Raw genomic sequence first — 12559 nt, 5'->3', positions numbered from 1 at the left:
ACTACAACCGCAACACCGCAAATCCTGAAGAGGATGGAGAACCGGAAGTGTTATGAGCAACGAGGTCAACCACAGAAAATACGACCATATTCGCATCGTCCGCACCGACGGCGGCAGCGACCGAGGCAAGAGCTATTTCGATGCTATTGCCCTGCAGCACCGTGCTCTCCCCGAGATCGATCTGAAAGCCATTGATCCCGCGGTCGATTTTCTGGGCAAATCGCTCTCCTTCCCCCTGATGATCGCCCCGATGACCGGCGGCGATCACGATCTGGTGCGCACCATCAACAAAAACCTCGCCCGGGCTGCCGAGGCGACGCGGGTGGCGATGGCCGTCGGTTCGCAGCGGGTGATGATCTCCCATCCCGCCGCGCGTGAGAGTTTTGCGCTGCGCCCCCTCGCCCCCCATACCGTCCTTCTTGGCAACCTCGGCGCTGTGCAGCTCAACCACGGATTCGGGAAGCGGGAATGTCTTCAGGCCATCGAGGTGCTCGAGGCCGACGGTCTCTATCTCCATCTCAATCCCCTGCAGGAGGCTATCCAGCCTGAAGGAGAGACCAATTTCAGCGGCCTCGCCGACAAGATCGGCCAGGTAGCGGCCGAGCTGCCGCGGCCGGTGCTGGTCAAAGAGGTCGGCTCGGGCATCGCCCGCCGCGACGCTGAGCTGCTGATCGCGCGCGGCATCCGCTACATCGACGCCGCCGGCAGCGGCGGTACTTCCTGGAGCCGGATCGAACATTTCCGCCAGCAGGCGAACCGCGCCGCGGAGACCAGTCAGGCCGGTTTGCTCTTCCAGGACTGGGGCGTGCCAACCCCGGCGCTGCTGGAACAGCTGGCGCCCCTCCGCGACCGCGTGACCCTGATCGCCTCCGGCGGCCTTCGCTCGGGACTCGACATGGCCAAAGCGATGATCCTCGGGGCCAGCCTCTGTGGGATCGCCAAACCCTTCCTCGAGCCCGCCTTGCATTCGGCCGGCGAGGTCATCCAGCTCATAGAACGCCTCCGCAGGGAGTTTATCATCACCCTTTTCCTCCTCGGAATCACCCGCGCCGGAGACCTGATCGGTAACCGGAGCTTGCTGGCCTGAGGCGCCCGCATCGGACAAAGATCGTTTAAGGAGAATATGGCATGACACGCTTGCAACAGCTGCTGGAACGCGGGCAATCGATCTGGATCGATTATATCGAACGGGACTTCATTACGTCAGGTCATCTGGCCGGTTTGATCCGGGAAGGGGTGCGCGGCCTTACCTCGAATCCCGCGATCTTTCAGAAAGCAATCAGCGAAGGCGCTGCCTATGACGCCGATATCGCCGCTCTGGCCGCCCGCGGCCTGGCAGCGGAAAAGATTTATGAAGCCCTTGCCATCGCTGATATCCGCGCTGCAGCCGATGCCTTCCGGCCGCTCCATCTCGCGAGTGATGGCGCGGACGGTTATGTCAGCCTCGAGGTGAATCCCGATCTGGCGCACGATACGCAAAAGACGATCGAGGAGGCCGAACGCCTCTTCGCCGCCGTGAACCGACCCAACCTGATGATCAAAATTCCCGCCACGACGGCTGGCATCGACGCCATATCGCAAGTCATCGCCGCGGGAATCAGCGTCAACGCTACCCTCCTGTTCAATAGCCGGCATTATCTTGCGGTCGCCGGGGCCTGGCTTGCCGGGCTCGAGAATCGTCTGAACCAGGGTCAGCCCCTGCAGGGGATTGCCTCGGTCGCCTCCTTCTTCGTGAGCCGCCTCGATACCCGTCTCGACCCTCAGCTCGACCGCCTGGGCTGCCCCGGACTGAAAGGTAAACTGGCTGTGGCCAATGCGGCCGCCGTCTATGATCTCTATCAGGAACTGCTCACTGCACCGCGCTGGCGCCGGCTCGCCGCATCAGGCGCCAGGCCGCAGCGTCTCCTCTGGGCCAGCACCGGAACCAAGGACCCGCACTATTCAGATACCCTCTACGTCGATGAATTGATTGGCCCGGCGACGGTCAATACCGTTCCCCCGGCGACGTTTAAAGCCTGGCTCGACCATGGCCGCACCGCAGCCACCCTCCCGGCGGCAGCGTTCTGCACCAGAACGGCGCTGCGGGCACTGGCGGAGCATGGGATCAATCTCGACATGGAGACGGAGGCGCTGCAGAAAGAGGGGGTGGCGGCCTTCGCCAAATCCTTCGCTGCAATGCTGCAAAGTGTCGCCGACAAGCAAAAAGTCAGCCAGTAAGCATCATTCCACATAGACGCGGTCGTAGGGAAGACTATAGCGCTGCTGCAATTTCAACAGCAGGGCCCGGGCACTCGCTTCTAGTCCCGAGGCACTCAGCGCTGTCGCTTCCCCCGTGCCGCATCCCCCTTCCGCAACCGTGAGTTCCTCCATACGCTTAACCACCTGCCGCAGCCGGATCGCCGCCTCCTCGCGCATCGCCGGTTCGTCCTCGCCCAGGGTGAGCGAGCGAATGATGTTGTCATACAAGGTGACCGTCAATTCCGCGAATCGCAGCTGTTTCTCCGCCTCGAGCAGCCGATCGAGGGACTGATCGGGTAGCTTGATCTCGAGCAGGTCATCCATGAGATGGCGCGCATCATGAATCAGCTGAAAAGTTCTCTCCCACGCAACGCCCTCATCCGTCTCGGAGAATTCCTGATAGAGGCTGAAATGGCGGTTGAAGCGTTCGAGCGGCAGCAGGGTTCCGGAAAAATTGTTCTCCGCCAGCTGGCGCACGCGGCCGGGCAACTCACCGCGCCAGGCGGAGCAATTGGAAAAAGCCTCACTGAGCATGGCGAAATACTCGAGGGTCATGGTGGCGGCGCCGGGATAGGCGAAGGCAACAAAGGCCTTTCGCAGGGAATCGGTCTGAAGATGGGTCTGGTGCAGCGCCTGACCCAGCAGATAATCCTGATAGAAGCGGATGCCGGTGGGCCGGATGCGTCCGGGCGCGTCGCAGAAAAAGCCTTGCACGCCGAGGGCGCGGCAGGTTTCGAGGTCGCGCGCGATGATCTGGTCCAGAACCAGCGGCAGGCCGGCGAATTCGGGGGCATAATAGCCCTCGATGACGGCGTGGCGGGCATTGGGGGTTGCGGCGAGCCATTTGACCAGAGCGGTGAGGGTGCCGGCATTGACTTCTGTGCAGTGCAAATCGGCGAGGGCGTGGGCATAGCAGCGCGGCTGGAGGCGCGCCGCCAGGAGGATCTCCGCCCGCGGCCAATCCTGCGGCGCAGAGCGCTCAGGTAGCGAGAGATCGTGAAGTGCGAGCAGGGTAGCGGCCTCGGGCAGGGCGCCCTCCTTTTTGAGGCGGCCCACCGCGGCACCGATCTGGCCGACCAGGTGCAGCCAGCGGTCGGTTTCGGAGCCGAGGCGCTGGCAGGCGCTGCAGCTGCACAGTGGCGTCGCTTGTGCCGCATCGAGAACACAGAGTTCAGCCTCCGCGCCGCTAAAGAGTTCCGCGATCAGCTCCCGTCGGGCCTTCTCATCACTGCAGCAAAACCCCGGCTTCCAGACCTTGAGCGCTTGACTGCGCCGCACACCCTGGATCCCGAGGCGGTTCAAGGACCCCGGGACACCCCACTCGGACGGCAGGTGGGTGAAGCGCTGCCGCGCCCACCAGAGCAGGGTACTGGAGTCGCCGGGAGCGTCACCAGCCGGACAGGCGGGGAGAAAACCGCTTAGTTCGAGGCCGGCGGGAGGAAGGTTCAATGCGTGAAGAATGCGGATTTCCTGGCGCGGCGGGATGAATTCGCCTCCCGTGCCGGGGAAAAGAAAGCGCGCCCCCTGTTCATCGAGAAAAGCATATACCGCCCGCAGGAGATCGTGGTCGCGGCGGGTGGTGATGGCCAGGTAGTGATCTTCGCCATCGCTCCAGGCATCTAAGCGAAAGGGCGGCTTGTCGCCGGGGCCGGCCGCACGTTCCGCCTTTTCAAGCCGCCGGGCCGCCGCGGCGAAACGCGATTTCGCCGCGGGCTTGCCCAGCAACAGGATTCGGCCGGTCGCCGCCTGGGCATCGCTCTGCAAAGCGATTGAACTTTCAGGTCGGCCGAGCAACCTCGCGAGATAACGACGCAGTTCCGCCGCTGCGCGGCTGCGCAGCTGCTCAGCGGCATCGGCCTCCACCCCGGAGCCGGCTCGGGCCGGGAGGATGATGGTGCAGGGAGTGCCGCGATCCGCGAGCGTGAAAGGTACGAAGGATTCCCTGCACTGAAAAAGAATCAGCGCACAGCCTGCCAGAAATGCCGCAGCTGTTTTTGACATAAAGCACTATCCTCTCCCGTGTCACCGCGGCGTCAGTGCGGGCAGGCCGAGCGCCTTGAGAAAGGCCTCATTCAAGGCGATCCCGAGCTTCTGTGCCGCCTGCGCCTCCTGGCGGGCGGCATCGAGCCGTCCGAGGAAATAGTAATTGACGGCGAGGGCCTGATGGGCCAGGCCGTGATCCGGTGCAGCGGCGATGGCAGCCTGCAACCACCGCACCGCCTCCTCATGGGATTTAAGCTCGCCCAGCAGCGTGCCCTTGCCGTACATAGCCGTCACATTGGCCTTATCACTAGCCAGCGCCAGATCGAAGCACCGGGCTGCGTCCTCATAGAGCCGCTTTTTTAAAAAGATCACGCCCTGACGGGCGGGATACTCCATCTCCCTGGGATCGGCTGCAGCGGCGAGGTGGTACTCCTCCATCGCGCGATCGAGGAATCCGGCCTCCTCGTAGCCCTGTCCGAGAATGGCATGGCTCCGGGCGATCTCCCGGTCCGCTTTTTCGGTCTCGCCGAGAGTGCGGTAGATGCCGGCGAGGAGATATCGGCTTTCGTCCTGTTTTGGATCCAGGGTGACAGCCGTGGTTAATGCCGTCCGTGCCTCGGCCAGCCGGCCCTGATGGTAGAGAAAGCGCCCGCAGGCAAGGTGGAGGGCGGCCTCAGCGGGATAGAGCTTGAGGCCCGTGCGGAGGGTGGCTTCGGCCTCTTTGATCTGTCCTTTGCGTTCCTGGACCTGAGCGAGCAGTCCGTAGCTGCCCCGCAGCCGCGGCTGCAGGCGCAGGGCCTGGTGCAGGAGGCTCGCCGCCGCGTCGAGCGAATCGGCCCGCAGCGCCGCGCGGGCGCGGTTGAGCCGGCCCTGCGCCAGCAGCTTGCGCGCCTCCTCATTCTTTTTCTGCGCGATCAGAACCACCGCCAGGTTTTCCGCCGGCTCCCAGAGTTCGGGCTGCAGCTCGACCGCCTTGGCGAAGGCCTTGCCGGCCTCGGGATAATTCCCCGCCTGCAACCAGGACTTGCCGAGATTATTGAAGACCATGGCGTGGTCGGTGAGCAGCTGGCGGCGGTCCTTGCAGGCGGCGAGCAGGTCAAAATAGCCCTTGTCAATGACCTGGGTAGCGCGGCCGTAACGCCGCTGGAGATATTCATCATAATTGGCGACGGCTTTTTCATACGCCGCCCGCGCACCGGCGGGGTTGTCGGCCGCCATCAGATTGCCCAGGGTGTTGTAGCCGGCCGAGAGCGTCGAGTCCAAGGTCACCGCCCTTTCGATTGCGGCCACGGCGGCCTCCTTCTGGCCGAGGCGTTCGAGGACGGTTCCGCGCTGCAGATAAAAATTGGCGATCGCCGGCCGCAGTTGGATAGCCCTGTCGATCGAGGCCAGGGCGAGCTGCAGCGAGTCGAGCCGCTCCTGAACGATGGAGAGGTTGTAATAAATGGCCGGGGCGCTCGAATCAGCGGCCAGAGCGCGGTGAAAATCACGGTCGGCCTCCACGAGTCGGTCCTGATAGAGATAGACCAGACCGTGATTGTTGGCAGCCGAAGACATCTGCGGATTGTACTCCAGCGCTTTACGATAGTTGAACTGCGCCTCCTCAAGCAGGCATTTGCGCGCCAGCACATTGCCGAGATTGAACCAGGCGGAAGAGTAGGTAGAATCCTTAGCCAGCACCCGCTGATAGCATTCCAGAGCCTGGTCGAGCCGGCCGCTGCGAAAATAGAGGACGCCCAGGTTGTTCCAGACCTCCTTGAGACTGGAGTCGGCCGCAAGGGCTTTTCGGCTGGCTTCGATGGCCAAATCGTACTGGTCGTTCTTGTCATAGATCTCGGCCTGGAGGAGGTAGCCGGCGGCGGATTGCGGCTCCAACTCGATGAGGCGCTCCGCCGCGGCCAGGGCATAGTTCTTCTGCCCCAGCTCGCTGTAGGTCTTGGAGAGGTTACTGATGGCGCGGGTATAGTCGGGTCGCAGGCGGATAGCGGTCTGATAATAGGCCAGAGCCGAATCGAGCTGGTGAAGATGATAAAAGGCCACCCCGAGATCATTCTGCGCCACGGGATCGTAGGGGGTCAACGCGATGGCCTGCCGGAAGAGGGGCACCGCCTCCTGATAGTGGCCGGCCGTGATCGCGTCCGTGCCTTTTTTGATGTAATAGGAGGCGGAATTATGGAGGAAGGCCTCCACTTCCTGCTCTTTCTTGCGGCCGCCGGAACAGGCGCAACACACAAGAAGGAAAAGGCCCGCTGTCAACGCGATCGTCATGCGGATGGGACGCATAGAAAGGCCTCCTGCGCGGAATGAATGATGCAGTGGGTGTCAAACGAGCAAAGAGAATAGCATCAGATATAAAGGATGGAAGCCACCGTTCCGATATAGGCGAGGATGCAGATCATAATCGGCCGGTCGTGCAGCAGCACCGCCTCAGGAGTCTCCCCGATGTTGAGGTGCAGCACCAGATAAAGATAGCGAAACAATCCGTAAATGACAAAAGGCAATGTAAAGGCCAGATTGCGGGTGCCGAACTTCTCGACAGTACCAGCATCCAGAGTATAGAGGGCATAAGCCATCAGACAGGCGGCGGTGACGATATCGATCATCTGGTCCAGCAGCTCGAGGGTGTAGAGCCCCAGAGTGGAGCGTACTTGAGCCGCCTGGGCCCCCAGAGTCTTGACCTCACTGCGTCGCTTGGTGAGCGCAAGAAAAAGCGACAAAAAGATCGTGCAAATAATCAGCCACGAGGAGACTGTCTCCCTGGCTGCAATCGTGCCGCCGATGGCGCGCAGGACGAACCCCGAAGCAATGAGCAGCACATCGAGTATGATCACCCTTTTCAGCAGCAGCGAATAGGAGTAGGTGAAGATCAGATAGGCGGCCAGAATCAGGAAAAAGACGCGGTTCAGGGCCCAGGCGGCAGCCAGGCTGCCGAGGCTGAGCAGCAGGGCCAGAGCGATCGCCGTTCCCGGCGCGAGCCGGCCCGCAGCGATGGGACGCAGCCGCTTGTGCGGGTGCAGGGCGTCCTTCCTGCGGTCAATGACATCATTGACCAAGTAGCCGCTGCTGGAGACCAGACAGAAAAGGAGAAAGGCGGCGAGGGTATCCAGGATTTTGCTGAGAACGAGGAAATCCTCAGCGAAAAAGAGGCCTGCAAAGACGATAACGTTCTTGAGCCACTGCCTGGGACGCAGTGAAATCCAGATACTGTGCAGCATGGCGCCTCGATCCCTTCCCTCTGCCCGGTCCGCTCCGCTCTCCAGACGGCACACCTCATCCCCGCTGCCTTTCCAACAGCGGGGATGGAAGCCTCCTGTAAAATACCATTTTTATTTCAACAATAAAAGCTTTTTTATCTCGCGGAAGGTCTCGCTTTCCATACGGATATAATAGACGCCCGAAGGTGCCGGCTGACCGTAGGCGTCGCGGCCGTCCCAGACGACCTCATGCCGGCCGCTGCCGGCAAGACCATCGAAGAGCTGCCGGACGAGCTGTCCCGAGGCGTTGTAAAGGCGGATCACAACCCGGGCGGGGCGGCCGGTCTGGAAGGGGATCGTGGTAGTGGGATTGAAGGGATTGGGATAATTCTGCTCCAGCGCGAAATCATCCGGTCCCGCTCCGCGAACCGCCACGCCGGTGCGGATATCGAGCGTCCAGAAGAGGGTCGTGCTGGCCGTGAGCGTGAAAATGCGGACGGACATGCGGCAGTGGGCCGGGAAGGTGGGGTTGGCGGTGACCTTGAGGACCGGTTTGTTGCCGACCGGCAGACCGTTAAAATCCCACTGGTAGCGCAGGGAATCTCCGTCGGGATCGAAGGCGGTGACGTCAAAGGTATAGGCCTTGTACAGATCCATCTCGACCAGGGTATCGGCCGGAGAATAGGCGAGGACCTGCAGTGGACGGCGGACATCGGTGACCCGGATGCGGCAGGAAGCGGTGGCGCTGGCGCCGAAGGCATCCCGGCCGGTGAAGGTCACCTTGTAGAGGCCGGCCTCGCTGTAGCCGGGGATCCAGGAAAAAATGCCGGATAGCGAATCGAAGGTCGCCCGGGCAGGCATGCCAGTCGCCGAGAGACGGACCGGATCGCCCTCGGGATCCTTCGCCTGGACCCAGAACGAGAGCGAGCCACCCTCCGCAATAGTGGTATCGGCCGTGCAGGTCAGCCGGGGGGGCTGATTGGCGGCCAGCGAGGCGGTGAATTGCGTCTGCAGCGTCGGGGTATCCGCCAGCCAGGCCCGGAGCGTCTGGGCAGCGGTGGTACCCAGGGTCCAGAGCACCGAGGCCATGCCATCGACGCCGGTGTACTGAACCGTCGCGGGCTGGAGGCTCCCCCCGCCCGCTGCGATGTCAAACTGTACCGCGATTCCGGCGGCGGGCTTTGCAAGTTCGTCCAGCACCCGCAGCGTCAGCGGCAGCGGCAGGGTGGTCCCGGCGCGGGCGGTCTGGTTGTCACCCGAGACGATCTCGACGGAAGCGACCCGGGGCACGCGGGTCGTGACCAGGAAGGTGAGGCTGCGGTCGAAGCCCGCGACCTGCGCAGTGATGTAATAATCGCCTATCGCCGCCCCCGGCTGCACGATCACCGCTGCCTTGCCGTCGCTTCCGGTCAGGGCGTAGGCTCCGTTGGGGAAGCTCCCTGAGCCGGTCACGAAGGAAAAAACGACGGTGACATTGGACAGGGGCAGATCCGCCTGATCTTTGACTTGGACGACCAGCGGCAGCGGCAGATTGGTGGAGGGCAGACCCACCTGGCCATCGCCGCTGACCTTGACCAGTGCGGCCGGAAGGATCGCAGCAACCTGGGCCGTGAAGGAGAGGGCCGGCAGGGTGCCGCTGCGCAGGATGATCGTATGCGCCCCGGCCTGGTCACTCATCACCGGCTGGAAGCGGGCGTACCCCTGGCTGTCGGTGGTCTGCGAAGCGAGCTCGGCCCGGGTTCCGTCGGGTTTCTGCAACACCGCGGTCACGGCAGCTCCCGGGACCGGGTTCTCGAAGGAGTCGGCCAGGGCGACGACCAGAGGCGCGACCAGTGCGCGGCCGGTATAGGCGGTCTGATTGTCACCGGAGACCTTGGTCAGCACGGCCCCCGGCCCGGCGATGAAGCTGACCCGGACCGAATCGGCACTGACCATGCGGCCCTCGGCTATCGCCCAGATTTTCTTGACCTCAGCACGGGTCGAACGCAGGTAGCCGGTGGCCTGCCCGAGGGCATTGGTCGCCGCGGGCTGGCGCAGGGTGTTGTTCGTGCCGCTCGCGTACAGAGTCACTGGAATGCCCGCAACCGGTGCACCGCTCGCATCGCGCAGCTGTACGGTGATCGTGCTCTGGTTGAGGTTGTTGGCGACGACGGGCAGCGTCGCAGCGAGGCTGCTTCGCAAGGGGTCGAAGGGGAGCGCCGTCACGGTCGCGGTGAACGTCAGCGGCGAGTTAGCCAGTGCCGTGCTGCCGGTGCCGGCGCTGACCTGCACGGTCACCGCGCCGGCGGCACTCCCCGCCTTGAGGGTTGCCTGGGCGCGGCCATCGGCGCCGCTGGCCAGCGTGACACTGGCCGCGCCGTTGACCAGAGCACTGCCCTGGGTGACCTGGAACAAGACCGCCTGGCCGGGAACAGGATTGCCGAAGGTATCACTCACACCTACCTGCAGCGCAGCTTTGAAGGCTTCGTTGGCCATGGCGTTTTGGGCGTCGCCGGCAAGCTTGGTCAACTGCCAGGGAGCCCCCGCCAGGGCCGAGGCGGTTACGCTGACCGGCGAATTCTGCAGCGTGCCGGCCGCTGCACGAAGGCTCTGGTTGGCCTGACCTGCCTGACGGCCCAGACGCCACTGGCATTTGGCGATCCCCTGACGGTTGGTCAGAACCCGCACCGTAGCCGCGCCGTTGACCTGGCCGTCGCCCGCGGTCACCGAAAAATCAACCGGATAATTGCGGACGGGCTGCTGCATGGTATCGACGACCCGCGCGGCAAGGGAATCGGCGAGGGGTTTGCCCGCGACGCCGGTGTACGAAAGGCCGCTGAGCCACTGCAGCGCCGCCGCCAAGCCATACGAGGTGGCATCAAAATAGATGACCTGCTCCGGCAGGCCCGGAAGATAGGCTTTGACCTGCTGGGCGAGGCCGGGTTGAGATCCAAGACGCCAGGTGACCTGAACCAGGCCGCCGGCATCGCTGGTGACGACAGCCGAGTCTGCGGCGTTGACCTTGCCGCCGCCGCTCATTACCTTGAAGACGACCCAGTACTGGGCGGCGGGTGCGCCGGAGAGCTGGGAGACCCTGGCGACCAGGGGTTGCGGCAGTTCGGCGGCGGCTTCCGCCGACTGCCCCGCCCCCGAGATACGCATGATCTGCGCTTGAAGCGGAGCGGCATTGGTGAGCGTGAAAAGCGCCGTGCCGGCCATGTCCGGCGAGGCCGCTTGCACCTCCTGCCGGGTGACGGCGGTCCCAAGGGTACAGGAAGTCGCGGCGATGCCATCCGCGCCAGTGTAACTGACGGCTGCAGTCAGGGTGCCGCCGCCGGCGAGGACGCTCCAGTTGACCGTCGCACCCCGCACCGGTTTGCCCCAGGCATCGGTCACCTTGACCTGCAGGGGTTTGGCGAGCGGCTGGCCGCCATTGCCGCTCTGCTGGTCGCCGCTGTTGACGCTGATCTGCTGCGGGCGCGTGAAAATGATCTTGCGGTCGGCTGCGACGCCGGCCATCTTGAGTTCAGTGCCATCGAGGAAGCGCACCTTGACATCAACAGTCGTGCGCACTCCGAGGCCAAAATGCTGGACCGGATCGTCCTGGCAGAGATAGCCGTAGGTATTCTGCACCTGACGGTAACCGACCAGTTTTTTCATATCATCCATCGAACCGGCCTCAAAGACCCAAATCTTGGTGCCGAAGCCGCCGGCATCCCCTTTGGGTCCCCGACCCGTGACCTTGAGCCAGTGGTTACCGTTCTTGGTGTTGTTGCGATAGAGGCGGTTGGAGTACTTGGCCACACCGTCTTTGTTGGCGTCGACGTAATAGATATCGAGATCGCCGTCGCCGTCGACATCAGCGAGGGCGCCGCCGCGCGGATCGTAGGCCGAGGTCTCGACGCCGGCCGTGCCCTGCAGCACGAAATTACTGGCGCCATTGTTGAGATAAATCGCCGAGGTACCATAGGAGCGCGAAGCGAACAAATCGAGAAAGCCATCGTTGTTGAAATCGCCCAGGATCGAGGAAAATCCCCACTGATCGATCTTGACCCTGCTGCTGATGTCGGTGAAATAGCCGTTCCCGTCATTCTCATAGACTTTGAGCTTGCGGACGCCGATATCCTTGGGCGGAATGAAAAGATCGAAATCGCCGTCGTTGTCGAAATCGGCGAAGGTAGCGCCGTTGATATCGTTGGCAGCATCATAGAGGCCGCGTTTTTTGGTCTCATCGACGAAATGGCCGGTGCCGTCATTGATCAGCAGCTGATTGGGACAGGGGATGGAACCCGGGCCGAACTGATCGTTGCCGCTTTGATCTTTGCCGAGATAGGCATAGTTGCGGTGACAGATGAAGACATCCATCCAGCCGTCGTTGTTGACATCCACGGCGGTGACCCCCTGAGTACCCTCATTGCTGGGATTAGGTGGAAGGGTCAGGCCGCGGGTGTCGTCTTTGGTGAAGGTGCCGTTGCCGTTGTTGTAGTAGAATTCATTGGGCTGCGCCGGTGTGACCCAAGGGACCTCCTTGGCGTTCTCCACCGGTCCCCAGTTGACGCCGAGAAGGTCGATATAGCCATTATTGTCGGCATCGAAAGCGACAACGCCGCGGGTGCCGTAGCCGATAGGACCGTAGGTATCGATGGGGACCCGAATAGCCTTGAGTCCGACCGAATCCGAGACATCGGTGAAAAATCCGCCGGTATTGCGGTAAAGGCGGTTGCGGTCGTCGGTGGTGGCGTTATAGATGTCGAAATCGCCGTCGTTGTCATAATCGAAGAAGGAGATACCGTGCGTTCCGGTCATGCCGTAGCTGTCGGAGCAGCCGCGTTTGCCGTCCTCCTCCGAATAGGCGGCGCCGCCGGGCTGGCCGATGTACAGGGTCTCGGGGATCTGGCCGTTGGCCTTGCGTTTGGCGCTGGAGATGTAGAGATCGGGGATGGAATCGCCGGTGACATCGGCAAAAGCGGCGCCATGACCATAAGCACTCACCCGGACACCGTCAACCGTGATGCGCCACCCCCAGGCTTTCATCGATTCAGTCGCATCGCTAAAGCTCACCGGCTGCTGGGCAAAAACCGAGCCCTGCGACAGCAGGAAGAATCCTATCACCGCCAAAGCGCTCTCTACACTCCACCCCTCAATGACCCTTTTCATCCGCTCCA

At 62.8% G+C, this 12559-nt stretch carries 6 protein-coding genes; 2 read left to right on the top strand and 4 right to left on the bottom strand.

Annotated features, from left to right (window positions below; translation table 11 throughout):
- The first annotated feature begins 52 nt into the window (after positions 1–52).
- Positions 53–1087 (top strand): type 2 isopentenyl-diphosphate Delta-isomerase, encoded by a 1035-nt coding sequence (gene fni / locus PLH32_04105; protein ID HQJ63775.1) that lies wholly within the window; start codon positions 53–55, stop codon positions 1085–1087.
- 41 nt (positions 1088–1128) lie between these two features.
- Positions 1129–2217 carry a transaldolase gene (tal, locus tag PLH32_04100; GenBank protein ID HQJ63774.1) on the top strand — a complete coding sequence of 363 codons (1089 nt, stop codon included), beginning with the start codon at positions 1129–1131 and terminating at the stop codon, positions 2215–2217.
- A gap of 3 nt (positions 2218–2220) precedes the next feature.
- Here tal and PLH32_04095 read toward each other — a convergent pair whose 3' ends face one another.
- The 4 genes from PLH32_04095 to PLH32_04080 form a co-directional block, all read right to left on the bottom strand.
- Entirely contained in the window at positions 2221–4239 is a 2019-nt protein-coding gene (locus tag PLH32_04095) for a hypothetical protein (protein ID HQJ63773.1), read from the bottom strand.
- A 21-nt stretch (positions 4240–4260) separates the two neighbouring features.
- Positions 4261–6504, bottom strand: coding sequence for a tetratricopeptide repeat protein (locus PLH32_04090; protein ID HQJ63772.1), 2244 nt, complete (start codon positions 6502–6504; stop codon positions 4261–4263).
- 62 nt (positions 6505–6566) lie between these two features.
- Positions 6567–7436 carry a decaprenyl-phosphate phosphoribosyltransferase gene (locus tag PLH32_04085; GenBank protein ID HQJ63771.1) on the bottom strand — a complete coding sequence of 290 codons (870 nt, stop codon included), beginning with the start codon at positions 7434–7436 and terminating at the stop codon, positions 6567–6569.
- Positions 7437–7547: 111 nt separating this feature from the next.
- Entirely contained in the window at positions 7548–12551 is a 5004-nt protein-coding gene (locus tag PLH32_04080; protein HQJ63770.1) for an Ig-like domain-containing protein, read from the bottom strand.
- Positions 12552–12559 lie beyond the last annotated feature (8 nt).

The organism is bacterium, assembly GCA_035419245.1.
Taxonomy (GTDB): Bacteria; Zhuqueibacterota; Zhuqueibacteria; order Residuimicrobiales; family Residuimicrobiaceae; genus JAKPUX01.
The sequence above is the reverse complement of the archived record's forward strand: the minus strand, read 5'-3'. Positions and strand labels throughout refer to the sequence as shown.